Below are 24,074 nucleotides of genomic sequence, written 5' to 3'. Positions count from 1 at the left end.
GCCGAACTGCTTGCGCTGCTTGGTGTATTCCAGGGTGCCCTCGTGCAGCTTGCGCAGCACGCCGACCCCTTCCGCGCAGGTGGCGGCGATCGCCTCGTCCAGCACCTTCTCCAGCAGCGGCAGGCCGTTGTCGGCCGGTCCGAGCAGGGCGTCGGCGCCGACGCTGACGTTCTCGAAGGTGATCTCGGACGCGCGGCCGCCGTCGACGGTCGGGTAGTCGCGGGTGGTCACCCCGGCCGCATCCTTCGGCACGATGAACACCGAGATCCCCTGGGCGTCGCGCTGGCCGCCGGCGGTGCGGGCGGTGACGATCAGGTGGCTGGCGAAGGGCGCGCCGACGACCACGGCCTTGCGGCCGTTGATGACGTAGCCGGAGCCGTCCTTCTTCGCCGTCGTGGTCAGGTCGGCGATGTTGTAGCGGCCCTGCGGCTCGGCGTAGGCGAAGGCGAAGGTGGCCGTGCCGGCGATGATCTCGCCGATCAGGTCGGCGGCGCCCGCGTGGCCCGAGTGCTTCAGGAAGCCGCCGCCGATCACCACGGTCGGCAGGTAGGGCTCGACGACCAGCGCCTTACCCAGCTCCTCCATCACCACCATGTTCTCGATCGGGCCGCCGCCGAGGCCGCCCAGCTCTTCCGAGAACGGCGCGCCGAGGATGCCGAGCTCCTCGGCGAAGGCCTTCCAGACCTCCGGACGCCAGCCCGGCTCCTTGCCGATGGCGGCGCGGCGCTTGTCGAAATCGTAGGTGTCGGCCAGGTAGCTCGCGACGGTGTCGCGCAGCATCGACTGTTCTTCGGTGAAGCTGAAATCCATCGGCGGACGGCTCCGTCAGAAACTGAAAATGGTCAGGTCGGAATAGGGTGGAGCTTTAGAGGCCCAGCACCATCTTGGCGATGATGTTGCGCTGGATCTCGTTGGAGCCGCCGTAGATCGAGGTCTTGCGGCCATTGAAGTACTCGCCCGCAAGGCCGCGGGCGTAGTCCGGCCCGGCCTGGAAGTTGTCGCCCAGGTCGCGCAGGAACGGCGCGCCGTAGTGACCCACCGCTTCCAGCGCCAGCTCCTGGAGCCGCTGCTGGATCTCGGTGCCCTTGATCTTGAGGATCGAGCTTTCCGGGCCCGGGCCCTTGCCGCTGGACTCGCCGGCCAGCGTGCGCAGCTCGGTGAACTCCAGCGCCGTCAGGTCGATCTCCAGCTCGGCCACCTTGCGGCGGAAGAAGGCGTCGCCCAGCAGGCTGCCGCCGGCGTCCGACCGCTCGGTCTTGGCGATCTGGCGCAGCTTCTCGAGGTTGCGCTTGGAGCGGGCCACGCCGGCGATGCCGGAGCGCTCGTGCGCCAGCAGCGCCTTGGCGCAGGTCCAGCCCTGGTTCTCGTGGAAGATCCGGTTCTCGACCGGCACCTTCACGTTGTCGAGGAAGACGTCATTGACCTCGTGGCCGCCTTCCAGGGTGATGATCGGCCGGACGGTGACGCCCGGGCTCTTCATGTCGATCAGCAGGAAGGAGATGCCCGACTGCGGCTTGGCCGTCGGATCGGTGCGGACCAGGAAGAAGCCCCAGTCGGCGAACTGGCCGAGTGTCGTCCACGTCTTCTGGCCGTTGACGATGTAGTATTCCTTGCCGTCGTCGGCGGTGATCCTCTCGGCGCGGGTCTTGAGGCTGGCGAGGTCGGAGCCGGCGCCCGGCTCGGAGTAGCCCTGGCACCACCAGACTTCGCCGTTGTAGATGCCCGGCAGGAACTTCTTCTTCTGCTCCTCGGTGCCGAAGGTGTAGATCACCGGGGCCAGCATGTTGACGCCGAACGGCAGGACCGGAAGGGCGTCGGCCTTCGCCAGTTCCTCGGACCAGATGTACTTCTGGGTGGGCGTCCAGCCCGTGCCGCCGTGCTCCACCGGCCAGGACGGGGCGACCCATCCCTTGGTGGCGAGCACCTTGTGCCACATCAGGTACTCTTCCTTGGTGAGCTGGCGGTGCTCGTCCTGCGCCTTGCGCAGTTCGGCCGGATAGTTGTCGCGGATGAAGGCCCGGACCTCTTCGCGGAACGCGTTCTCCTCGGGCGTGAAGTCGAGGTTCATGGGCCGTCTCCCTGGCTTGCCTTTACACTGTATCTGGCGAGGGCGCGGACCATACGCCGCAGCCCGCGGCTTGGGAAGATGACGCTTACGTCAACGTCACCAGGCCGCCTGGAACCCACACCGTTCGCAGCGCGGGAACGGCCCTTCACCGCTGCCTTGCCAACGCCACGGAAGCGGGCGACACCTCCGCGCCCCATGCCCCGGATCGTGACCTACAATGTGCACCGCTGCGTCGGGAACGACCGGCGCCTGGACGTCCCCCGGATCGCCGACGTGCTGGCCACGCTCGAGCCGGACATCGTCGCCCTGCAGGAGCTGGACGTCGGACGGGCACGGACGAACCACGTGGACCAGGCGCACGAGATCGCCGAGCGCCTGCGGATGGTCAGCCACTTCCACCCCGCCATGCGGGTGGAGGAGGAGCTCTACGGCGACGCGATCCTGACGGCCTACCCCGAGACCCTGATCCAGACCGGCCCCCTGCCCGGCCACCCGCGCATCGCCCAGCTCGAGCCGCGGGGCGCGCTGTGGATCGAGGTGGAGATCGAGGGGCACAAGGTGCAGGTGATCAACACCCACCTGGGCCTGGTGCCGAAGGAACAGCAGATCCAGGCCTCGTTCCTGGCCGGCCCCTCGTGGCTCGAGCACCCACGGTTCGCCGGCCCGCGGATCCTGCTCGGCGACTTCAACGCCACGGCCACCTCGGTGGTCTACAGAACCCTGGCCGCCAAGCTCGAGCCGGCGCGCCGCCTGGCGCCGCGACGGACGCCCACGGCCACCTTCCCCTCGCCGCTGCCGGTGCTGCGGATCGACCACATCTTCGTCAGCCCGGAGGTGACGGTCCGCGACGTGTTCGTGCCCTTCGACCCCATGTGGCGGGTGGCCTCGGACCACCTGCCGCTGGTGATGGACTTCACGATCGGCGGATCTGCCGGGTGACCCGCTCGGCCTCGCCGGCCGAGCCTGCGTCGGCGATCCGCCGCGCCTCCTGGAACAGCCGCTCCCGCCGCCGCGCGAGCCGCCAGGAGTCGGCCGTGTCGGAGGGGTCGCCGATGTGGTAGGCGGCGATGAACTCGCCCACGCCGGTCATCATCGGCGGCTCGATGGTGGCGAGCCGCCCCTCGCGGTTCAGCGCGTCGATGGCCGGGCCGAGCCCGCCGAACTCCGCCCGCGCCTTGGCCACGGCATCGCCGGTGACTCCCATGAAGTGCCCGACCAGCCGGTCGCGGAACGCGGAGATCGTCATCCGCGGCTCGGGCTCCTCGCACTGGACGCCCAGCTCGCACTCGGTGTCGAATCCGCCCGAGCGGTTGTTGAGATTGGCCGAGCCCACCCGGGCGATCCGGTCGTCGATGACCGTCACCTTGGAATGGACGATGATCACGTCGCCGCCCGGCGTGGTGGGATAGAAGGCGCGGAAGCGCCCGAAGACGTCGGCGGCGCGCAGGCGCCAGATCATCGTCCCGCGCGCGCGGTCCATGGTCATCTGGTCGAACCAGCTCGGCGCCCGGCCGGTGGAGATCAGCACCACCTCCGGCCCGTCCGGCTCGGCCAGCCGCGCGGCGAGCGCCTCGCAGATCAAAGGCGACGTGAAATACTGGTTCTCCAGGTAGATGATGTCCCGCGCCTCGGCGATGGCGGCGAGGTTCAGCCGGCGGATCTCCTCCACCAGCGGCCGGCCCTTCCAGGCCGGCTCGGTGCGGGCGATGGCCACGTCCACGTGGGTGAGCGCCGGCGGCACGTGGTCGGGCCACGGATCGCCGCCCGCGTCGGGCGGCGGGGCGATCTCCTCCCCGTGGACGGCCCGCTTCCAGCGCTCGCGGAACAGGTCGCCGAGCGCCCGGGCCGCCTCGCCGTCGACCATCATCATCACCTCGTGCCGGGGCGGGTGGAGGTCCTGCTTGGGCATGATCCGGCGCGGATCGTCGTCGCTGTGGTGCGGCGAGTCCCAGCGGTCGACCCCGATGTCGCCCCCGCCGCAGAACGCCAGCCGGTCGTCGATGACCAGCACCTTCTGATGATGGCAGGCGCCGAACGGCACCTGGTCGTCCAGTCGGAACTTCACCGGCGTGCCCTCGAACCACTTGCGGGCCTTGTGGGGGAAGAACTCCTGGCTGGCGCTGATCGGCAGCGCCGACTTCCAGATCAGCAGGCGCACATCGAGGTCGGGCCGGGCGCAGGCCAGCTCCACCAGGATACGGCCCACTTCGTCCGGGTCGTCCGGGCCGTCGTAGCCGTCGGGGAACAGCCGGGTGCGCGGGTCGAAACCCCAGCCCAGCAGCAGCACCGAGCGGCGGGCCTTCTGCAGCGCGTCGAACACGGCGGCGAAATAGGCCTGATTGTCGATCAGGAACGCGGCGCGGTCGGCCCGCGCTGTGCGCCAGCAGGTCTCCCCGGGTCTAAAGACCGACATCATGCTCCCTGGCCGCCGCCGCCGCATCGGCGGCCCTGAACTGCAACAAAGCTTGGCCGGCAAGGTGGGTTCCGGCGGGCCGCTGCGCAAGAAAAAGCGCGCCGCTCCGGGGGAAGCGGCGCGCTGGCCCGTCGTTGGGGCTCCGGGCGAGTGATCAGCGGGCGGCGACCGCCTTGTCGCCGCCGGCCATGTAGGCGACGCAGGCGCCGGACAGCTCGGCGCTGAGGCGGTCGCGGCGGTCCATGGACTTGGCTTCGCGGCGGGCCTTGGCGGCCTCGCTGTCGCCGCGCTCGAGCACGAAGGTCTGGCGGCCGCGCTTCTGTTCCTTGAGGAAGCCGTCGAGGCCGGCGGTGTCGACCGAGCCGACCCCTTCGGCGATGCCCTTGCAGCGGCTGGCCTTCAGGTAGTCCAGGTCCGAGGCGCGCTCGGCGGCGACGGCGGAGCCCGCGGCGGCGGCCAGACCCAGGGCGGCGATAGCGATGGCGACGGCTTTCATTTCAGATCTCCCTCAGAAACTTCCTGAGCCGAAACTGATCCCGACGCCGCGTTACTTCAAATGAATAAGCCGCAATGTTGAGTAGACTCGGATTAAACTTCGGCAATGATACATGGTTGTTACTCGTTTCTATAAACAGTTTGTAATGTTCGCGCGACCGGGGCATGAAGCTTCCATGGCCGGGTTCGACCTGAGGATGACCGCCGCAGAGGTGGACGCGCTGATGCTGCGCGCCTTCCCCGACGCCGACCGCGAGACGATGTGGAAGGTGACTGCGCTCTCGCCCGGGCGGGCGAGCATCGTGCGGCCCTACGCCGACTTCATGCTCCGTCCCGGGGGCCTGATCTCCGGGCCGAACCTGATGGCGCTGGCCGACAGCGCCGCCTACGCCCTGATCCTGGCGCACATCGGCGAGCAACTGATGGCGGTGACCTCGCAGCTCACCATGAACTTCCTGCGCGGGGCCAGGCCCGGCGACCTGCACGCCGACGCCGAGCTGCTGCACCTCGGCCGCCGCAGCGCCGTCTGCGACGTGCGGCTGTGGACCGAGAGCCCGGAGAAGCCGGCCGCCCAGGCCAACGTCACCTACGCCCTCCCCCTGCCCACGAGCGCCGCATGAGCCTGCCGCCCGGCCCGCCGAAGGCCATCAAGACCCCCTGCATCAAGGTCTGCGTCGTCGACGGCGAGAGCGGGCTTTGCATGGGCTGCTACCGCCAGCTCAACGAGGTGGCCGGCTGGGCCCGTCTGACCGACGCGGAGCGCGAGGCGATCATGGCCGAGCTGCCCTCCCGGCGCAGCCGCATCCGGCCCGAGAAGCTGGCGATGTTCCGGTAACCCGGACTGTTCACGCCTTGAAAAGGAGCGCCGCTTAACCTTGCCGCTTTCGATGGCCGGCACGGCGGAGCGGATGAGCGAACGGGCGCCCAATCTCGTCAGATATGCGCTGGTGGCGCTGGTCGCTTCCGCGTCGGCGTTCGCGTCGGCCGGCGCTGTGGTGGCCTTCGCGCCCAAGCCGCCCGCCCTGCGCGCCGCCCGCGCCGAGGCGCCGGTGGTCATCGCCGCCGCCCCCGAAGGCGCCGCCGGCGAGCGGGCCGAGATCTTGAAGGCCGCCGACGGCCACTACTGGGCCGACGCCGAGGTCAACGGCGCGCCGGTGCGCTTCCTGGTGGACACCGGCGCGACCGCCGTGGCGCTGACACCCACCGACGCCCAGCGGCTCGGCATCCGCCTGGACCAGCTCAAGTTCGACTACACGGTGGGCACGGCCGCCGGCCAGACGCGGGCGGCGTCCGTGAAGCTCGCCTCGGTCTCGGTTGACGGCGCGCGGATCGAGAACGTCGAGGCCCTGGTCATGGAGAAGGGGCTGGACGCCTCGCTCCTCGGGATGACCTACCTAGGCCGCCTCTCCAGCTTCGAGGCCACGCGCCAGGCGTTGTTCCTGCAGCCCTGAGATCTCGGCCAGGGCCCGATCGATCACCTCGATCCCGGCGCCCGGCTTCACCCCCTCCACCGTCAGCGTGCGCCGCCAGGCGCGGGCGCCCGGCACGCCGTGGAACAGGCCCAGCATGTGCCGGGTCATGGCGGCGAGGTGCGTCCCCGCCGCGAGCTGACGCTCCACGTACGGCCGGTAGCGGCGCACCGCCTCGAACGCGTCCACCGTCTCGCCGCCCCCGAAGATGCGGGCGTCGACTTCGCCCAGGAGGCCGGGCGTGTGGTAGGCCGCGCGGCCCAGCATCACCCCGTCCACATGGCGCAGGTGCGCCTCGGCCTCGTCCAGCGAGCCGATCCCGCCGTTGATGACGATGGTCAGTTCCGGCCGCTCGGCCTTGAGCCGCCACACCAGCGGATAGTCGAGCGGCGGGATGTCCCGGTTCTCCTTCGGCGACAGGCCCTTCAGCCAGGCCTTGCGGGCGTGGACGACGAAGTGGCGGACGCCGGCGCGGGCGCAGAGGTCCACGAGGGTGAACAGGCTCTCCTCCGGCTCCTGGTCATCGACGCCGATCCGGCACTTCACCGTGGCCGGGACCTTCACCGCCTCGCCGACGGCCGCCATGCAGTCGGCCACCAGCCCGGGCTCGCGCATCAGGCACGCGCCGAACCGCCCCGACTGCACCCGGTCGGACGGGCAGCCGACGTTGAGGTTGATCTCGTCGTAGCCCCAGGCTTCGCCGATCCGCGCGGCCTCCGCCAGCTCGGCCGGGTCCGACCCGCCGAGCTGCAGCGCCACGGGATGCTCGGCCTGATCGAACCCCAGCAGCTTCTCCCGGTCGCCGTGCAGCACCGCGCCCGTAGTCACCATCTCCGTATAGAGCAGCGCGCGCGACGACAGCGTCCGGTGCAGGACCCGGCAGTGCCGGTCCGTCCAGTCCATCATAGGGGCGACGGCTAGCCTATACGCTTGATATTTCTGCACTTTCCAGTATTCTCAACACGTTAGAAAACGCCGCACACGACCTGTTTTACGCGTTCGCGCGACGTCTTTCGCGAGTTTTCGCCCTCTCGGTGCACACGGAGCGCACACGAGAATGGCCGCCTTCACGAAGCTCGCTTCCGGATCCTGGCGCGCGCAAGTGCGCCGCAAGGGCCGATATGTAAGCGAGACGTTCCTCCGGCGCGAGGACGCACGCACCTGGGCGACCGAAGCGGAACGCAGCATCGACCGGGGGCTGCCCCCTGCCCAATCGCGCGTGAAGCGTCTGAGAACCTTCGGTGAGCTCATCGACCTCCACGTCGCTGACATGAAGGAGGTGGGGCGTGCGCCCGGCCGATCGAAGGACGCCACACTCGCCATGCTGCGACGCGAATTGGGGGAGCTCCCGGTCGAGGAGATCGACCGCGAGAGACTCGTGAAGTTCGGACGCAAGCGGGCGGCCGAAAGCGCCGGTCCGGTCACCGTGCGCATGGACATCGGGGCGATCCGCCTCGTGGACCGGCCGGCGCCGGACGTCGCGTCCGGGCCGGCCGTGCGCGGCAGGCCGGGCGGCCCCCCGCACTCGCCAGGCCTTCGTCAGGCCGGCGCCAGGGCGGCCTCGCCGATCGGGTTGAGCTCGCCCACGTACTCCAGGAGGTCGGCCATTTCGAACTGCCCCGGCACCCGGCCCAGCGTCGGCCTCCAGAGGCGGTCCTGCGCCAGGTAGGATTCCGGATCGCCCTCCAGAAGGCCGACGAAGACCTCGGCGATGATCCGGCTGCCGACAGCGCCCAGCCGTTGGCCGCCGCCCTGCACCTCGGCCTCCTTGAGGATGTAGTACCAGAGCGGGGTCGCGGCATCGAAGCCGAGCGCGCGGGCCTTGGCGTCCGGATGCGGGTCGGGCTGGTCGAAGGCCGCCGGCGGAAGCGGGGCGATCCCCATCGCCGCGGCCACCGACTGGCCGCTCGGCAGGCCCCGGCGCAGTCCGCGCCGCAGGTTCGCGGCGGCGAGCGAGCCCACGTTTGGCACGTTTTGCAGGCGGGGCGCGAGCATCGGATCGAGCTTGCGGCTGAAGCCCAGCACAGGCTCGGTGGACTGGCCGACCTCGTAGAAGCGCCGCCAGTCGATGATCCAGTCGCTCGGTATCGGCACGTCGCCGCCGGTCCCCGACAGGCCGCTGAAGCGGAAGAGCAGGTCCAGGCTGGCCGGCGTGACGCCGCCGAAGCGGAACACCCGGTTATAGTTGTAGGCGTCGCGGACCATGCTGTGGCCCAGGCGGTAGGCGGCCACCGCGAACTCCACCGGGATGTAGGGCTCTCCGTCGAACAGGTAGAAGCGCCGCCCGTTCTGGAGCACGTCGTCGAGGACGCCCGGCTCGACCAGCCGACGGACGAAATCGTTCAGGACGATCCACTGGTAGTGCCAGCGGACGAGCCGCCGGGCCGCCTCGAAGGCCACGGCCTCCTGGTCGACCACGCGGTTGTGGAACTTCATGAACGCCAGGTGGGTCTGGGCGACCACCAGATTCTCGTCGTTGCGCGGGTCGCCGATCACCGCGAAGCCGGTGGAGGGCATCCGCGGAAGGTCGTGCGGCATCGAGGTGGGGAGCGTCCCGTCTCCGCCGCCCGGGGTCGCCGAGGTCAGGCCGATGGCGAACTTCGCCGGGTTGTCGCGCTGGTAGAGGTGCGGCATGCCCGCCGGGCCCGTGCCATAGACCGAGTCCAGCTCCAACTGGGGCGTGCGGAAGTTGAAGATCGCCTGCGGATCGCGCGGCTGCTCGGACAGCGCCGTGGTGTCGAAGGTGATGTCGTGGTCGATGAACTGGCCAAGGTAGGTGTAACCGGCCGGTATGGTGGGGTTGTCGCCATCCGAGGCGCCCCCGTCGGCCTCGCTCATGGCCTCGCCGAGGGCGGTGAGGTCCTCCTCGGTGGCAAACAGGGCGGCGAGCTGCGGGAACATGCGCCCAAAGCGCCCCGGCTTGAACACAGTGCCCAGCGGCACCTGGTCCAGCCCGCGCAGCCCGTCACGGTGACGCCCCTCGATATACTTCGAATCGGATGTATTCACGGACGATTCTCCTCTTCTCGGCAAGACACGGCAGAGGCGCCAGAGGCGACCGGCATTGTGTCTTTTGATGTATTGGAGTTCTGACGCCGACGAATGAAAGCAAACAGCACTTCGAAACGCGCGCTATACTTGCACACCCGCACAGTTCGCGCAACGCGGTTACGCGAGCGCGGCGCAGGGGTCCACGAGCCCGCTGGCGCGGGTCGCGCGGGCGATGGCCGAGGCTGTGTCGACCTCCCGCAAGACGGATGAAGCCGAAGAAGCGGTTGGTGGCTTGACGGAGGGGCGGCGTCAGCCCGCGCGGGGCACCGCCTTCGGCGCCTGCAGCGGGCCGAGGTCGGCCGCCATCAGGAACCCGGTGAGCTGGCAGAAGGTGGCCACCTGCCGGCGGAACGCGCGCGCATCGAAGCGATCGACCCGGGCGGAGTGCGCCCAGTAGGCGCCCAGGTCGCCTTGGACGCCATAGCCGGGGATTCCGAGCTCCGAAGCGCCGCGGCCGAGGCCGTACCATGGCCCCTGCGAGCCGCCGTGCACGCCCGGCCGGCCCGGCGAGCGGATGACCGCCGAGGGCAGGTCGTTGTCGCGCACCGCCTTGAGGGCCGCGTCGATCATGCCCTGGTTGCCGGTGGCGTAGAGCCAGGTCGGCAGCGATCGTCCGCTCGGGCGGATCTCGTCGCCGTCGGCGACGTAGTCGATCTGGCCCAGGTGCTCCATGGCGATCATGGCGACGATCCGTTCGCGGGCGCGGGGGTTCTTGGCGAAGTAGTCCTGGTTCAGCCAGGCCCGCTCCAGCCCCGGCATGAAGTGGCGGCAGTCGAGCTCGATCATCAGCGTGCGCGGGCGCTCCGCCCGCGGGACCCGGCTCATGTACCGGACGACCGCGAGCAGCCCGAGCGCGCCGTTGTCCTGGCTGATGGACGGGCCGTCGGTGTGGGTGCGCAGCTGGACCTGCTCGTCGGCGGGCGCGCCGTAGTTGCGGCCCGGCAGATAGGCGATGAGCTGGTAGGCCTCGCTGTCCTGCCGCTCGCCTTCGACCCTGAGCGTCGCGGAGCGCCGCGCCCGGGCGTCCGCCACCAGCAGGTCGCCCTGCCGGCGGTCCACATAGACGGACGGGAAGCCGTAATCCATCGGTGGCGGAAAGGTGTAGAGCCCCTCCGTCAGCGCCCGGTTGAGGTTCATGGCGAAGACCACGCCGGCCGGCCCGCGGTCGCGGACCTGGTTCACGAAGGTGGCGGTGCTGGTCATCTCGTCCCAGACGGGCGCGGCCACCGAGCCGGCGCCGTTCTGCACCTGCGAGACCGGCCGCCCCTCGTCCGGCCAGCTCCGGAACGGGGTGATGTACTCGTAGTCGCTGTTGGAAAACGCCTCGCGCACGTCGGGCCGCTCGCGTGGGCGGAACACGACGATCTTGCCGCGTACGTCCGGTTCGGCGTCGGGATCCCACAGCACCAGTTCGGCGGTCACGCCCTGCGGACCGGTCGTTCCGCAGTTGGCGCCCACGTTGGCCAGCGGCACGCGCCGGCCGCCGGAGGTCAGGCTCCACTTCGAGTCGTCCGGCCACATGCTGGTGACGAAGCGCGGGAAGCGCCAGGCGGAGCGGTGCACGTCGGCGCAGCCGTAGCCGCGCAGCTTCTCCTCCAGGAAGCCCATGAAGGCGCGCCAGGACTCGTTGCCGGTGAGGGTCGGCCCGAGCCGGTCCTTCTGCCGGTGCCAGGCGACGGCTTCCTCTTCGGAGATCAGCCAGGCCGGGTTCACCACGTCGAGCCGCGGCGCCGCCTTGGCGGCACCGGCGGCGACCTGCGCCAGGGCGCCCGCCCCGAGCGCCCCCAGCATCTCCCTGCGGCGCATCACCATCACCCTCTCCTCCCCGGCGCGGCCGCGGCGCGGGCGCGCATGCTCAGGACCACCGTGGCCACCAGCGAGATGGCGCACATGACGAACAGGTAGACCGCGATGGCGCCGCTCGACTGGAAGCGCGCGTAGAGCGCGGTCGCGATCATCGGCGCGAAGCCGCCGCCGAGGACGGAGCCGATCTGGTAACCCAGCGAGGCGCCCGAGTAGCGGAGCTCCACCGGGAACAGCTCGGCGAACAGCGCCGCCTGCGGCCCGTACATCAAGCTGAGCAGCACGAGCTCCACCGTGATGGCCAGGGCCACCGCCCAGGGCTGGCCGGTCTCGATCAGCGGGAAGAAGGCGAAGGCCCACGCCCCGGTGAGCGCGGCCCCCAGGATGAACGGCGGCCGGCGCCCCCAGTGGTCGGCCAGCCAGCCGCACCCGATCAGGGCCGGGACCATCACCAGGCTTCCGGCCATCACCGCGCCCAGCATCAGGTCGCGCGGCAGGCCGAGCGTCGAGGTTCCGTAGGCCACCACATAGGTGATCGCGACGTAGAAGCAGGTGTTGTTGGCGACGAACGCCGCGCCGGCCAGCAGGATCTCCTGAGGATGGCGGAGCAGCACCGACACCACCGGCGAGCGCTGCGGCGAGCCCTCCACGGGCTGCTTGGCGGCCGCGTCGAACTCGGCCGACTCCTCGATGCGGAAGTGGACGTAGAGGCCGATGGCCACGAGGGCCAGGCTGATCAGGAAGGGTATCCGCCAGCCCCACGCGGCGAAGTCCGGCGGCGAGACACCGGTGCTGATCGCCAGGAACACCAGGTTGGCCAGCAGCACGCCCAGCGGGACGCCGATCTGCACGAAGCTGCCGTAGAAGCCCTTGCGGGCCGGCGGCGCGCTCTCGATCGCCAGCAGGGCGGCTGCGCCCCACTGCCCGCCGACCGCGAGCCCCTGGACGAAGCGGAGCGCCACCAGCAGCATCGGGGCGAGCGCGCCCACGGACGCATAGGACGGCAGCAGGCCGATGGCCGCCGTCGCCGCCCCCATGAGCACGAGCGCCACCACCAGGGCGCGCTTCCGCCCCACGCGGTCCCCGAAGTGGCCGAACAGCACCCCGCCCGGGGGCCGGGCGACGAATCCCACCGCGAAGGTGCTGAAGGCGGCGAGCTGGGCCACGAAGGGCGGCAGGTCGGCCGGGAAGAACAGCTTCGGGAAGACCAGCGCCGCCGCCGTCCCGTAGATGAAGAAGTCGTACCACTCGATGGTGGCGCCGGCCGACGCCGTCAGCGCGACCTTCACCACCGACCGTCCGCCTGTCCGATGCTCGCCGCTCAACGCACGCCCCTGTTCCACTGTCCGGTCATCCGCCGCCGTCAGAACCTGGCCCGGAAGCCGACGCGGTAGCTGCGGCCGATGGCGTCGTAGAGGTCGAGCCGCGTGTGGGGCGCGACGACCACGTAGGGCACGGTGCTGGGCACCGCGGAGACCCGCGGCGGGTCAGTGTTCAGCACGTTGTCGATGGCGAGGCTCAGCTCCGAGTCCGCCCCGCCGACGGTCAGCTTGTAGGCCGCCCGGAGGTCCAGGTAGCCCATCCGCGGGATGGTGTTGTCGTCGACATCCACCCCATCGACCCACGCGCGGTCCAGCTTCGAGGCGCCGATCAGCCGGACCTTGGCCGTGCCGGAGAACGGCCCCTGGTCGTAGGTGGCGACGAGCTGGCCGCGGAACTTGGGCTCGCCACCCACGAAGTCGCCGATCGCCCCGGCGAGCTGCCGCACTGTGCCGTCCGGCTCCACCCGGTCGAGCTTGCCCAGATAGCTGCCCAGCACCCGCAGGGAGAGCGAGCCGGGCCCGATCTCGCGCCGATAGCTCGCCTCCACGTCCCAGCCCGAGGTCTCCAGGAAGGCGACGTTGGTGGGCAGCAGGTTGATCTGGGTGATCGTCCCGGACGCATCGCGGATGATGTTGTTGCAGAGCGCCGGCACGTCGCCGAAGCACAGCAGCACGGTCTGCGGCGCGGTCACCGCGGCGATCGCGTCGCGCACCCGGATGTCATAGTAGTCCACCGACAGGCCGAAGCCGGGGATCCAGGCGGGACGATAGACCAGGCCCGCCGTCCAGGTGGTCGCCACCTCGGGAGTCAGCTCCGGGTTCCCGGTCGTGTTGGCGAGCACCGACACCTGCCGGTTGGTCTGCGGGTCGAACACGAACTGGGTTCCGGTCGAGCCGCGGGTGAAGAGCTCGGACAGGCTGGGCGCCCGGATGTCCCGCGAGCGGGTGACCCGCAGCCGCAGGTCCGAGGTGACCTCGTAGGATCCGCCGAGCTTCCACGTCGTGACCGAGCCGCTGGTGCTGTAGTCGGTCAGGCGCGCGGCGGCGTTGAACTCCAGGCGCTTGATGAGCGGCAGGTCGGCCAGGAGCGGGACGACGGCCTCGGCGAAGGCCTCCTTGACGTTCCGCTTGCCTTCGAACGGCTGGAAGTTGCCCGTGAAGTACTGCCGCGCCGCGGAGGCGGCGTCCTGGGTGGAGGAGGCTTCCTCCCGCGTGTACTCGCCGCCGATGGCCACCGAAACGGCGCCGGCCGGCAGTCTGAAGAGGTCGCCGTTCAGGCTGCCCGAGACCACGTCCTGCTCAAGGTCGGTGATCTGGTAGGGGACGGTGCCGAACACCCAGGCCAGGGCCTCGGGCGACGAGACCCCGTTGCCCAGCACGTTCAGCGGCACGCACCCGTTGTTGCGGTCGGTGAGCGTCGAGCGGCAGACGACCTGCCCGGTGGCCGGATCGCGCACGGCGTCCACGGCCAGGTTGAAGCGGGGCACCAGCGGGTTGTTGTAGGTCCGCGTCTCCACGTGGAAGTCGCCGCGCTGGTAGTAGGCCTCCCACTTCCAGTTCGCACCGATGCGACCTTCCAGGCCGAGCACGCCGCGCCACAGGACCCGCTCGTTGCGGCTGCCCGGCGGCGGCGGGTCGGTGACCATCTTGCCGAGGCCGAACGAGCTCTGGCCGAGGGCCGTCAGCTGGTTGCGCACCCCGGCGTCCAGGTACGGGTTGTCGGTGCGGATCGTGAGGTTGCCGCCCCGGTTGTAGTAGAGGGAATCCGTCTGCACGACCGACTTGCCGTACGAGGCCTCGGCGTAGGCGGTCAGCGAGTCCGTCAGGTCGTAACGGACGTGGGTGAATGCCGTCCCATAGTCGAGGCCGTTGGTCAGGTTGCGGTTGCCCGAGGTGCCGTAGGCGGCGTCCCCGCCCCACTGCAGCACGCCTGCGTTGGTCCCGAAGTTGAAGGGCGCCGGGCTCCCGTTCGGCCCGACGAACTGGGTGCCGCGCAGCGGTCCTGACGTGATCACGCCGCCCTCGGCCAGCTCCGCGGGGCCGGCCCACGGCACGGTGATCCGCGCCGGTTGGCCGTTGCCGGCCTGGAAGGCGGGGTTCGGCACCACCGCCCAGTTCCGCCACCAATCGCGGCTCGAGATCCGCACGATGTCCGGCTGTCGCGAATACTCGGCCGCCGCCAGCACGTGCCCGCGGCCGCCCGCGAAGGGACGGCCATAGGTGACGCCCATCTTGGCCACCCAGTTGTCGCCCTCCTCCGAGATGCCGGTGGAGGCGTCCAGGGTCAGGCCCTCGTACTCGTGGTTCAGCACGAAGTTGACCACCCCGGCCACGGCGTCCGCGCCCCAGGCCGCCGAGGCGCCGCCGGTCACCACCTCGACCCGCTGGATGAGGCCGGTGGGCAGGGTGTTCACGTCCACCCCGCCGGCCGGCGAGGAGCTCACCACGCGCCGGTTGTCCAGCAGGACGAGGGTGCGGGTGACGCCCAGGTTGCGGAGGTTGAGCAGCGAGGCGCCGCCGCCCGAGACGCCCGGGCCGGGGTTGGTGCTCGAAACCGGCGCGCCGAACGCCGGCAGGCTGTTCAGGTAGTTGGCGACCGTGGTCGGCATCTCGCGCTGGATCTCGGCCGCGCCGAGCACCGTCACCGGCGTGGGCTGCTGGAATCCGTTGGCCGCGATGCGCGAGCCGGTGACCACCACCTCCTCGAGGCTGCTGGCCTGTCCCTCCTCCGGATCCGCGGCCTGGGCCCAGGCCGGCTGGGCCAGCGCGCAGGCGCTCGAGGCCAGCAGGCCGATCTTCAGAGCCCGCAGCCCTCGCGCCGCCGCTCCGCTGCGCACGATCTCGAAACCCATGTCCCCTCCCTTCCCGCGTGCGTTCGCCGCGGCTCAGCCATCGGCAGCGGGGATCTGGGGGCGTGACGGGTCACGGGCGCGTGCGCCCGCCGCGGCGCGCCGCGGTCTGTCGTCCTGCCGATTCGCCTCCCGACGGCGCCGTTCGCTCGGCGCTCGGTCGTGGCTCCTGCCCTACTGCCTTGTTATGCCCGAACGATGCTCGGCGATTGGCAGCTTGTCAATTCATTCCCGTGATAGGGAATAAATTGCGACGGCGAGCTTTCCTGGGTAGGTCCCAAGGACGGCGCTCCGGCCGGCGGCCGCGAAGCCGCTTGCCAGCAGCCCTTCAGCCGCTGAGAGAAGGCGCATGGACGACGAAGGCGCGGGACTGGGCGAAGCGGCCACAGAGGGAGCCGCGGGCGCCCCGCTGCGCCGGCCACGGCGCACGGCCGGGAAGGTTCAGGCCGCGCGTCGGGCGGCGGCGACGGCGCTGATCATGGACCATGCGGAGGCGCTGTTCGCGGAGCGTGGCTACGGCGTGCCGCTGAGCGAGGTGGCGCAGCACGCCGGGGTCGATACGGCCCTGCTCCGCTACTACTTCGGCGACAAGGCGGGCCTGTTCCGCGCGGTGTTCAAGCGCCGCGGTCCAGTCATCAACGAGCTGCGGCTGAAGGCCATGGCGGAGTACCGCCGGGCCAGCGGCGGGGCCATGACGCTCGAGGGGATCATCGACGCCTTCGTGCGCCCCTCCCTCGAGAAGGCGGCCGAGGACGAGGGCTGGCGCAACTACATGGCCATCGTCGCCTATGTGAACAGCTCCCGCGGCGAGCTCGACCGGCTGATGTCGGAGACGTTCGATCACGTCTCGCGCGAGCTGATCGCCGACATGCGCACCATCCTGCCGGCGGCGTCCGAGGACGAGCTCTACTGGGGCTACCACTTCCTGACCGGCGCCTTCACCTTCTCCCTCGGACAGACCGGCCGGATCGACCACGTCTCCGAGGGCCGCGTCTCCTCGCAGGACATGATGGCCATCGCCGACCGGCTGCCGGTTGTCCTGGCCGCCGGCATCCGGGCGATCTGCCAGCGGCCTGGCTGATCATCCGCCCGGCTCAGCGTCCGGCCCGCCGACCGTAGGCGTCCGCCTGGCGTCCCACGATGCGCAGTAGGTCGCCCATGGCGTGGTCCACGTCGATCAGGTGCAGGCCCCAGGAAAGGTCGACCCCGGTCGAGCGGATGATCTGGCCGGCGAGTTCGTCGGTCCGAGGATCGCGGGGTTCGGCGTTCACGTGCAGCGACAGGTAGTCGAACTCGCCGCGCGACACGCATTCGGTGGTGATCAGGCCGGGCGTGCTCACGAAGGGGGTGGTGATGGGCCGGGCCGGCCGCACCCAGTCCGGCTGGATGGACCCGCCCGAGCCGTTCAGGAACCCGCGCGTCAGGAAGTAGGACCGGGGTTCGCCCGGGCCGCCGGCCAGCGCGGCGGGGTTCACGCAGCCGACCCGCAGGCCGCCCCGCGTGCGGCCGAAGCGGGCGTTCTCCGGCGGCGGCAGGCGATCGCGGAAGGTGGCGTAGGTGATCACGCAGCCGAGCTGGTCCTCGGCTCGGCACAGCGGCGTGGACTTGAGCGAGCCGCCGACCTCCTTGCCCGGGGGCACCATCACGGGCGCGCCCAGCACCAGGGCCGAGACGACCCGCGCCTGGGCGGGTGTTCCCTCGATCCGCTCGGCGAGCAGGCGCGTGATCATCGCCCCGCCCTGGCTGTGGCCGATCAGGACCACACCCCGCCCGTGGTTCTCGTGAGCCATGTACCAGTCCCAGGCGGCGACCACGTCGGCGAAGCCGCCCACGCCCGGCAGGGGCGGCTGGCCTGCGGGCTGCGGACCGCCAGACGGGGCGCGCAGCGCAGTCAGGGTCGTCTGCCGGTAGAGCGGGGCGAACTGGCGGCAGACCTGGCCGAAGCGGGCGAACTGCAGCCGCACCACGTCCCACTCCATCCGGTCGGGCGTGAAGTCCGCCTGCCAGCCTGGATCCATCGACACGGTGGGGTAGACGTAGAAGCAGTCCACTTTTGGAGCCGCGGCGGGCCGGAACGGCTCGATGAGCATGCGCCCGGACGGAGCGATCACGGTGGTGTCCAGGTCCACCCGGCAGCGATTGGCGGCGAGGTCCGGCCGGCACAGCCAGAGCGCCGGCGCCGCGTAGTCCGGAGCCGCCCCCGCCGCACTCGCCACCTGGGCGCCCGCCGCCCCGGCCAGCGCGGCCGTCGCCAGCGACATCGCCGCGGCGAGGGCCACGCGCCACCGCCGCCGTGGCGACCCTTGCAGCTCCTTCATCTCGCCTCCCAGCATTCTGTTCTTTGGGGCGATGAAGGCAGAGGAAGGCGGCTGCCGTCAACATTCACTCCCTCGCGAGGGAATTTCTGGCGTGCGCAGGCAGGCCTGGCGGCAGCCAGGATCACGTCGTCGTTCTGCGCGCTTCGTCGCGTGAACCGATAGGGAAGCGAAGGCGACCATCTGTGTGCAAATTCTGCACACGTCGACTGCCAAGCCCTCGAAACCCCAATGGTTTCCGCCGCGGCCGTTGCGCCGCACGGGGCTATTTGGGCGAGAGCGCCCGCAGGCGCCAGGGCGGGCTCAGACGAACCAGCCCTCGCCCACCGAGGCGGCCGCGACGCCGCTCAGCAGGAGCGAGCCCGCGCCGGCCACGGTGACCACCGCATCGCCCGCCGCATTGGCCGAGACGCTCCACGTGGCGCCCCGCAGGGCCGGGTCGAGCGCCAGGCGGTCGCCGGCGGCGAAGCTGAAGTCGGTGGCCCGGTCCGCGCCGCCGTCGAGGGTGAAGACGAACCGGTCGGCGCCGGCGCCGCCGGTGAGCGTGTCGTCGCCCCGGTCTCCGAAGAGCAGGTCGTCTCCCGCCCCACCCAGCAGGAGGTCTCCCTCCTGCCCGCCGCGCAGCACGTCGCGTCCGTCGCCCCCGGACAGCGTGTCCGCGCCGCCGTTGCCGTTCAGGCTGTCGTCGCCGAGATCGCCCAGGACCCGATCGTCGCCGAGGTCGCCCCAGACGAGGTCGTCGTCGCGGCCGCCCAGCACGAGGTCGTTCCCCTGCCCGCCGTAGACGCTGTCGGCGCCCTGGTTGCCGTGGACCGTGTCGTCCCCCTGGTTGCCGTGGACGAAGTCGCCGTCGGCCCCGCCTTCCAGCCGGTCCGCGCCCTCGCCGCCAGTGACGGTGTCGAAGCCGTCGTCGCCGGTCAGGGTGTCGTCGCCGCCCAGCGAGCCCACCACATCGTCGCCGCCGCCGCCGTGCAGTTCGTCGTCGTCCGCCCCCAGGATCATGTACTGCGCGCCGCCATCGCCGATGACCGTCTGCGAGCCGGCCCCGCCGGTCAGCCGGACGTCGCCGACCACCAGCGCAAAGTCGACGTTCTGCAGCTCGATGACCGTGGTGCTCGGCAGGCCGCGGGCGTCGAGCACGATGCCGGCCTGCGTCCCGCCGGCCGCCCCACCGGAGATCACCAGCGGGCCGGTGAGCACGCCGCTGCCGCCGCCCGACACCGTCGGCGTGATCGTCTGCACGAGGAGGGCGTTCGCCAGGGCGCCGAGGTATTCCGCGCTCTGGCTGATCAGGCCCGCCACCTGGTCGGCGGCGGCGCGGGCGTTGACGCTGCGGATCAGCTCGGCCAGCGCCTGCCCGGCGGTGCCCGGCGTGGTCATGCCGGTGGCCTGGAGGCCGAAGCCCGTGGGAAGCTGCGCCTGCAGCAGCGGCGCGCCGCCCGGGGCGAGGACGAGGGGAATGTCGGCGACGCCGCCGGGCCCCTGCTGGTCCGTCCGTGTCTCGGCGATCACCGGGATGGTGATGACCTGCGAGGTGGAGCCGTCGCTGTTCACCACCGTGCCGGTCTGCACGGGCGCGCCGTCGATCACCTGCGGCGGCGGCGGCGGCGGCGGAGGCGGCGGCGGCTCGGGTTCCGGCTGCGGCTGGGGCGGCGGCGGCTCGGCGGCCACCGCGCCCGTGGCGGACGAGACCACCTGGTTCTGGAAGCCGCCCTGGTCGGTGTAGCTCACCGCCACGGTGATCGCCTTGCCCACCTCGGTGGCGGTGAGGGTGTAGCTGGCGCCGGTCGCGCCGCCGATGGCCACGCCGCCGGCCCGCCACTGGTAGCTGTAGGTCACCCCCTGCAGGCCGTCGGGGTCGCTGAGCGCCGGCGTGGCGGTCAGGACCTGGCCCTCCGCCGCCGTCCCGCCGATGGTGACGGTCCCGGTGGGTGCGTCGTTGGCGTTGGTGACGGTGACGGTCACCGTTTGGGGCGCGCTGACCAGCCCCCCGGCGTCCGTGGCGACCACATTGACCGTGTAGCTCGGCCCGTGCGCGCCTTCGAAGTCGGGGGCCGCGCGGAAGCGGAGCGCGCCCGAGGCGTCCAGGGTGAAGAGCGCATTGTCGGCCGCCGCGCCCTCGCCGGCGACAAGGGCCAGGGCCGGCGTCCCGCCGTTGGGGTCCGTGGCGACCACCGTGCCGGCCACGAGCTGGTTTTCGGCCGCCTGGAAGGCCTGGGCGGCGGTGACCGTCGGGGCGACGTTCGGGAAGCCGATGGACACGGTGTCGGTGTCGGAGAGCGTCCCGTCGCTGGTGGCGATGGTCAGGGTGTCGGCGCCGCGCCAGCCCGCGTCGGCCGTGTAGACCAGGCCGGTGAGCGCGCTGTTCACCGCCGCCACCTGGCCCTGCAGCGTCACCTCGCCCGTCCCGTCACCGGTGACGGTGAGGCTGGTGTCCTGGCCGAGCGTCAGCTTGCCGTGCGCGACCGTGAGCTTGACCTCCAGGGTGGCGGCGTCCGCGTCCGCGACGGTGATCGCCGAGTCCCCGAAGACGTAGGTCCCGCTGCCGATCTCCGCCGTCACGCTGGCCGGCGCGGTGTTGGTCGGCGCGACCAGCGGCAGGTCCGAGAGCTGCAGGACGATCTGGTCGCTGCCGAAGGTCTCGCCCACCTGGTGCTCGCCGCCGGCGCCCACGACCGCTCGGCCCTGGAGGTCGGGAAGGCGGAAGGTCGACACGCCGGTGTGCCCGAAGGCATTGCCGATGACGGCGTACAGCACCTCGTAATTGGCGATGGGCAGCTCGCGGCCGTCGCACAGCAGCCAGCCCGACGGCGGCGTGCCGGCGAAGGCGCGGACCTCGCCCACCACCTCGTAGCCGAGCGAGGCGTCGGGGCTCGGGAACAGGCCGCTGTAGGAGATGTAGTACTTCATCGCCACGGCCGGGCCGCGGTTGTCGATGGGGTCGCCCTCGCCGCCCAGCGCCGTCGGCAGGTTGGCCAGGCCGATGGTGAAGGTCTCGGCGCCCACCACCGTGCCCACCGGGGTGTCGGCGTCGGCGCCGACGATGGTCCGGCCGGTGAGGTCCGGCAGCTTGAACCCGTCGCCTTCACCGCCGTAGGTGTAGCCGATGCGCGCGAACAGCTCGTGGTAGGTGCTGACCGAGAGCGTCTGCCCCTCCGGCGCCATCCAGCCGCCGGGCGTGAAGCCGCCGGCGAACTGCATCATCTCCCCGGCCACGCGGTCCTCGTCGTCCTCGACCCGGATCAGCCAGTTCACCTCTAGGCTCGGCTGGAGGTTGCTGACCGCCTGGCCGCCGCCCTGCACCGCGGCCGGCATCTGGCCGCGAGTGAGCGTCAGGCTGTCCGTGCCCCACGCCATGCCCAGCGTGCCCGAGGTCGCGTCCACCGAGACCCGGCCGGCGAGGTCCGGGATGCGGAACGTCGTCTGCCCGTCGCCCCCGTAGTGGACGCCGAGCAGCGAGAAGAGCGCGGTGTTCTGCGCCACCATCTGGATCTGGCCCTGGGCCTCGGCGCCGGCGCCGTCGAAGGCCAGCGTGCGGATCGCGCCGAGCATGGGGTCGTCGGCTCCGATCGCGCCGTCGCGGGTGGGATAGGCGCCGTCCGTCTGCAGCACCTGGCTCAGCACGAGGGTCGGCTGGCTGTTCTGGATGGGCATGGCGGCGCTCCCTGACGCGTCGCGCGCAGGCCCATGGCACGCAATTTCTACGTGCGCCGCCCCCGCGCTTCAGATCCCCTGGTTGCGAGAGCGGTACAGGATGCTCCTGATGCGGAGCAAGTCGGATTCGTTGCCGGGCGGTTAATGGGTCGCACCCCGGGACGGCCGCGCGGCCGGCGACCCGACCTCCATTTTTCTGCCCGGCCGTGTCGGGGCGGGGCATACTCCGGCGTCCTTAGCTCAACGAGGCCCGGATCATGCTCTACGCCATCCTCTGCTACGACGACGAAGCCAGCGTCTGCGCCTGGACCAAGGAAGAGGACGACGCCGTGATGGCGCGCCTGGGCGTGGTCCAGCAGCGGCTCGCCCGCGAAGGCAAGCTCGGCCCCGTCGCCCGCCTGCTGCCGACCACCGCCGCCACCACGCTCCGCAAGGGCCGGGACGACCTGGTGATCGACGGTCCCTTCGCCGAGACCAAGGAACAGCTCCTCGGCTTCTACATCGTCGACGTGGCGGGTCTGGACGAGGCGCTCGACATCGCCCGCGAGCTGGGCCGCGCCAACCCGTCCAAGGGCTCCTACGAGGTCCGGCCGGTGGGCGTGTTCAACCCCGTCGCGGCAGAGCCGCTGGAGACCGCATGAGCACCGACCTGGCCTGGATCGACGCCGCCATCACGGCCGCCCGTCCCCAGGCCGTGGGCGCGCTGCTGCGCTATTTCCGCGACCTGGACACGGCCGAGGAGGCCTTCCAGGACGCCTGCCTGCGGGCGTTGAAGAACTGGCCGACGAACGGCCCGCCGCGCGATCCGGCCGCCTGGCTGATCATGGTCGGCCGCAACGCCGCCCTGGACGGGGTGCGCAAGCGCTCCCGCCAGGAGGCGCTGCCGGAGGAAAGCCGCCTCTCCGATCTCGACGACGTCGAGGCCCCCATGGCCGAGCGGCTGGACGGCGCCGACTACCGCGACGACGTGCTGCGCCTGCTGTTCATCTGCTGCCACCCGGAGCTGCCGGCGACCCAGCAGATCGCGCTCGCGCTGCGGATCGTCTCGGGCCTGTCGGTGAAGCAGATCGCCCGCGCCTTCCTGGTCTCGGAGGCGGCCATGGAGCAGCGGATCACCCGGGCCAAGCGGCTGATCGCCGGCGCCGACGTGCCGTTCGAGACGCCCGGCGCGGTGGAGCGCGCCGAGCGGGTCGGGGCGGTCGCGGCCATGGTCTACCTGGTGTTCAACGAGGGCTATTCGGCCGGCGACAACGCGGCCCGCGCCCAGCTCTGCGACGAGGCGATCCGGCTGGGCCGCCTGCTGCTGCGCCTGTTCCAGACCGAGCCGGAGATCATGGGGCTGGTGGCCCTGATGGTGCTGCAGCACTCGCGCACGCCGGCGCGGTTCGACGCCGACGGCGAGATCGTCCTGCTCGAGGACCAGGACCGGTCCCTGTGGAACGGCCAACTCATCGCCGAGGGGCTGGCGCTGATGGACAAGGCCATGCGCCATGGCCGCCCCGGGCCCTACCAGGCGCAGGCCGCCATCGCCGCCCTGCACGCCCGCGCCGCCCGGCCGGAGGACACCGACTGGGCGCAGATCGACCTGCTCTACGGCGCGCTGGAGCGCATGCAGCCCTCGCCGGTGGTGACGCTGAACAGGGCCGTGGCGGTCATGAAGGTGAAGGGCCCGCAGGCGGCGCTGGAGATGATCGAGCCGCTGGCCGGCCGGCTCGCCGGCTACTTTCACTTCTTCGGCCTGAGGGGCGCGCTGCTGCTGCAGCTCGGGCGCGAGACGGAGGCGAAGGGCGCCTTCGACCAGGCCATCGCCCTGGCCAACACCGCGGCCGAGGCCGCCCACATCCGCAAGCACCTCGACCGCCTGATCGAGGAGAGCCGCGCCGGCGCCGCCCGCGCCGCCGGCTGACCAACCCCGGAGCCCAGAGATGAAGATCCCCGCCGCCGCGCTCGCGCTCGCCGCCGCTTGCGCCGCCCTGCCGCCGACCGCCGCCTGGACCCAGCCGCCCGCCAAGGTGACGACCACCGCCCCCGCCGGGGCCTACGTCCTCGATCCGGCCCACTCCACCGTCGCGTTCCGCGTGCGGCACCTCGGCCTGTCGGCCTTCGCCGCCGGCTTCGACCGGGTGAGCGGCGAGCTGCGCTTCGATCCGCAGAACCCGCAGGCCATGGGCGTCGAGGTCGCCATCGAGGTGGCGTCGCTCGACCTTCCCGCGCCGCCGGCCGGCTTCCACGACCAGCTCATGGGCGAGACCTGGTTCGACGCCGCACGGCATCCGAGGATCGCCTTCCGCTCCACCAAGGTGGAGCTCACGGGTCCACGGACCGCCCGGGTGACGGGCGACCTGACGCTGCGCGGCGTCACCCGCCCCGTGGTGCTCGAGGCGACCTTCAACAACGGCTACGCCAAGGGCGAGATGGACCCCGGCGCCGCCCGGGTCGGCTTCTCGGGCCGCGCCACGATCCGGCGCTCGGAGTTCGGCATGGCCTACGGCGTGCCGGCGCCGGGCTCGAACATGGGCGTCGGCGACGAGGTCGAGGTGGCCATCGAAACCGAGTGGACGAAAAACTAGCACGGCCCTGTCGGCGCGGGCCTGCGCCGCTCGTCCTAGGCTCGGCCCCGTCCCGGGGCGCAGCG

19 protein-coding genes are annotated in these 24,074 nt (G+C 71.3%); 8 read left to right on the top strand and 11 right to left on the bottom strand.

Features of this window, described 5'->3' with window-relative positions; translation table 11 throughout:
• Positions 1-810: acyl-CoA dehydrogenase family protein (locus ACE3Q8_RS09715; RefSeq protein WP_374470078.1), on the bottom strand; the 810-nt coding region annotated here is incomplete at its 3' end.
• A 55-nt stretch (positions 811-865) separates the two neighbouring features.
• The gene (locus tag ACE3Q8_RS09710) at positions 866-2,068 is read right to left on the bottom strand and encodes an acyl-CoA dehydrogenase family protein (RefSeq protein WP_374470077.1); all 1,203 of its coding nucleotides are present in this window, start codon (positions 2,066-2,068) and stop codon (positions 866-868) included.
• Positions 2,069-2,263: 195 nt separating this feature from the next.
• On the opposite strand from ACE3Q8_RS09710, the gene ACE3Q8_RS09705 reads away from it, so the two are divergent.
• Positions 2,264-3,007, top strand: a complete 744-nt coding sequence (locus ACE3Q8_RS09705) for an endonuclease/exonuclease/phosphatase family protein (RefSeq protein ID WP_374470076.1) — start codon at positions 2,264-2,266, stop codon at positions 3,005-3,007.
• Here the strand turns inward: ACE3Q8_RS09705 and ACE3Q8_RS09700 are convergent.
• Complete coding sequence (locus ACE3Q8_RS09700; protein ID WP_374470075.1) at positions 2,982-4,481, bottom strand: phospholipase D-like domain-containing protein; 1,500 nt, start codon at positions 4,479-4,481, stop codon at positions 2,982-2,984. The genes ACE3Q8_RS09705 and ACE3Q8_RS09700 overlap by 26 nt on opposite strands.
• Before the next feature lie 154 nt (positions 4,482-4,635).
• A complete protein-coding gene (locus ACE3Q8_RS09695; protein WP_374470074.1) occupies positions 4,636-4,977 on the bottom strand; it encodes a hypothetical protein in 342 nt (113 codons plus the stop codon).
• 175 nt (positions 4,978-5,152) lie between these two features.
• On the opposite strand from ACE3Q8_RS09695, the gene ACE3Q8_RS09690 reads away from it, so the two are divergent.
• From ACE3Q8_RS09690 to ACE3Q8_RS09680, 3 genes are read left to right on the top strand one after another with little or no spacing between them, the layout of a single operon-like run.
• The gene (locus tag ACE3Q8_RS09690) at positions 5,153-5,596 is read left to right on the top strand and encodes a PaaI family thioesterase (RefSeq protein ID WP_374470072.1); all 444 of its coding nucleotides are present in this window, start codon (positions 5,153-5,155) and stop codon (positions 5,594-5,596) included.
• Positions 5,593-5,811 carry a DUF1289 domain-containing protein gene (locus ACE3Q8_RS09685; protein WP_374470071.1) on the top strand — a complete coding sequence of 73 codons (219 nt, stop codon included), beginning with the start codon at positions 5,593-5,595 and terminating at the stop codon, positions 5,809-5,811. Before ACE3Q8_RS09690 ends, ACE3Q8_RS09685 begins: the two co-directional genes overlap by 4 nt.
• 40 nt (positions 5,812-5,851) lie before the next feature.
• Positions 5,852-6,427, top strand: coding sequence for a TIGR02281 family clan AA aspartic protease (locus tag ACE3Q8_RS09680; protein ID WP_374470070.1), 576 nt, complete (start codon positions 5,852-5,854; stop codon positions 6,425-6,427).
• On the opposite strand, the gene dusA is transcribed toward ACE3Q8_RS09680, so the two are convergent.
• The 5 genes from dusA to ACE3Q8_RS09655 all read right to left on the bottom strand — a co-directional run bounded on the left by dusA (position 6,371) and on the right by ACE3Q8_RS09655 (position 15,473).
• Complete coding sequence (gene dusA / locus ACE3Q8_RS09675) at positions 6,371-7,390, bottom strand: tRNA dihydrouridine(20/20a) synthase DusA (protein ID WP_374470069.1); 1,020 nt, start codon at positions 7,388-7,390, stop codon at positions 6,371-6,373. The genes ACE3Q8_RS09680 and dusA overlap by 57 nt on opposite strands.
• Before the next feature lie 594 nt (positions 7,391-7,984).
• A complete protein-coding gene (locus ACE3Q8_RS09670) occupies positions 7,985-9,454 on the bottom strand; it encodes a heme peroxidase family protein (protein ID WP_374470068.1) in 1,470 nt (489 codons plus the stop codon).
• A gap of 291 nt (positions 9,455-9,745) precedes the next feature.
• Entirely contained in the window at positions 9,746-11,308 is a 1,563-nt protein-coding gene (locus ACE3Q8_RS09665) for a hypothetical protein (protein ID WP_374470067.1), read from the bottom strand.
• Positions 11,308-12,624, bottom strand: a complete 1,317-nt coding sequence (locus ACE3Q8_RS09660; RefSeq protein WP_374470066.1) for an MFS transporter — start codon at positions 12,622-12,624, stop codon at positions 11,308-11,310. Before ACE3Q8_RS09660 ends, ACE3Q8_RS09665 begins: the two co-directional genes overlap by 1 nt.
• Before the next feature lie 38 nt (positions 12,625-12,662).
• A complete protein-coding gene (locus ACE3Q8_RS09655) occupies positions 12,663-15,473 on the bottom strand; it encodes a TonB-dependent receptor plug domain-containing protein (RefSeq protein WP_374470065.1) in 2,811 nt (936 codons plus the stop codon).
• 346 nt (positions 15,474-15,819) lie between these two features.
• Between ACE3Q8_RS09655 and ACE3Q8_RS09650 the strand changes: the two genes are divergently transcribed.
• A complete protein-coding gene (locus tag ACE3Q8_RS09650; RefSeq protein ID WP_374470064.1) occupies positions 15,820-16,551 on the top strand; it encodes a TetR/AcrR family transcriptional regulator in 732 nt (243 codons plus the stop codon).
• A 13-nt stretch (positions 16,552-16,564) separates the two neighbouring features.
• Here ACE3Q8_RS09650 and ACE3Q8_RS09645 read toward each other — a convergent pair whose 3' ends face one another.
• Together ACE3Q8_RS09645 and ACE3Q8_RS09640 are read right to left on the bottom strand one after the other, a co-directional pair.
• On the bottom strand, positions 16,565-17,788 hold the full coding sequence (locus ACE3Q8_RS09645) for a DUF3089 domain-containing protein (RefSeq protein ID WP_374470063.1): 1,224 nt from the start codon (positions 17,786-17,788) through the stop codon (positions 16,565-16,567).
• A gap of 300 nt (positions 17,789-18,088) precedes the next feature.
• Positions 18,089-21,439, bottom strand: a complete 3,351-nt coding sequence (locus ACE3Q8_RS09640; RefSeq protein WP_374470062.1) for a tail fiber protein — start codon at positions 21,437-21,439, stop codon at positions 18,089-18,091.
• A 257-nt stretch (positions 21,440-21,696) separates the two neighbouring features.
• On the opposite strand from ACE3Q8_RS09640, the gene ACE3Q8_RS09635 reads away from it, so the two are divergent.
• The 3 genes from ACE3Q8_RS09635 to ACE3Q8_RS09625 are packed head-to-tail and all read left to right on the top strand — an operon-like array spanning position 21,697 to position 24,009.
• On the top strand, positions 21,697-22,080 hold the full coding sequence (locus ACE3Q8_RS09635; protein WP_374470061.1) for a YciI family protein: 384 nt from the start codon (positions 21,697-21,699) through the stop codon (positions 22,078-22,080).
• The gene (locus ACE3Q8_RS09630; protein ID WP_374470060.1) at positions 22,077-23,345 is read left to right on the top strand and encodes an RNA polymerase sigma factor; all 1,269 of its coding nucleotides are present in this window, start codon (positions 22,077-22,079) and stop codon (positions 23,343-23,345) included. Before ACE3Q8_RS09635 ends, ACE3Q8_RS09630 begins: the two co-directional genes overlap by 4 nt.
• Before the next feature lie 19 nt (positions 23,346-23,364).
• A complete protein-coding gene (locus ACE3Q8_RS09625; protein ID WP_374470059.1) occupies positions 23,365-24,009 on the top strand; it encodes a YceI family protein in 645 nt (214 codons plus the stop codon).
• Positions 24,010-24,074 lie beyond the last annotated feature (65 nt).

Origin of the sequence: Phenylobacterium sp., assembly GCF_041913825.1 — a bacterium.
Lineage (GTDB): Bacteria > Pseudomonadota > Alphaproteobacteria > Caulobacterales > Caulobacteraceae > Phenylobacterium.
The sequence above is the reverse complement of the archived record's forward strand: the minus strand, read 5'-3'. Positions and strand labels throughout refer to the sequence as shown.

Coding starts and splice junctions, on each gene's coding strand:
- ACE3Q8_RS09710 (WP_374470077.1), bottom strand. CDS start 2,068: ATGAACCTCGACTTCACGCCCGAGGAGAACGCGTTCCGCGAAGAGGTC.
- ACE3Q8_RS09705 (WP_374470076.1), top strand. CDS start 2,264: ATGCCCCGGATCGTGACCTACAATGTGCACCGCTGCGTCGGGAACGAC.
- ACE3Q8_RS09700 (WP_374470075.1), bottom strand. CDS start 4,481: ATGTCGGTCTTTAGACCCGGGGAGACCTGCTGGCGCACAGCGCGGGCC.
- ACE3Q8_RS09695 (WP_374470074.1), bottom strand. CDS start 4,977: ATGAAAGCCGTCGCCATCGCTATCGCCGCCCTGGGTCTGGCCGCCGCC.
- ACE3Q8_RS09690 (WP_374470072.1), top strand. CDS start 5,153: ATGGCCGGGTTCGACCTGAGGATGACCGCCGCAGAGGTGGACGCGCTG.
- ACE3Q8_RS09685 (WP_374470071.1), top strand. CDS start 5,593: ATGAGCCTGCCGCCCGGCCCGCCGAAGGCCATCAAGACCCCCTGCATC.
- ACE3Q8_RS09665 (WP_374470067.1), bottom strand. CDS start 11,308: ATGGTGATGCGCCGCAGGGAGATGCTGGGGGCGCTCGGGGCGGGCGCC.
- ACE3Q8_RS09655 (WP_374470065.1), bottom strand. CDS start 15,473: ATGGGTTTCGAGATCGTGCGCAGCGGAGCGGCGGCGCGAGGGCTGCGG.
- ACE3Q8_RS09650 (WP_374470064.1), top strand. CDS start 15,820: ATGGACGACGAAGGCGCGGGACTGGGCGAAGCGGCCACAGAGGGAGCC.
- ACE3Q8_RS09645 (WP_374470063.1), bottom strand. CDS start 17,788: ATGAAGGAGCTGCAAGGGTCGCCACGGCGGCGGTGGCGCGTGGCCCTC.
- ACE3Q8_RS09640 (WP_374470062.1), bottom strand. CDS start 21,439: ATGCCCATCCAGAACAGCCAGCCGACCCTCGTGCTGAGCCAGGTGCTG.
- ACE3Q8_RS09635 (WP_374470061.1), top strand. CDS start 21,697: ATGCTCTACGCCATCCTCTGCTACGACGACGAAGCCAGCGTCTGCGCC.
- ACE3Q8_RS09630 (WP_374470060.1), top strand. CDS start 22,077: ATGAGCACCGACCTGGCCTGGATCGACGCCGCCATCACGGCCGCCCGT.
- ACE3Q8_RS09625 (WP_374470059.1), top strand. CDS start 23,365: ATGAAGATCCCCGCCGCCGCGCTCGCGCTCGCCGCCGCTTGCGCCGCC.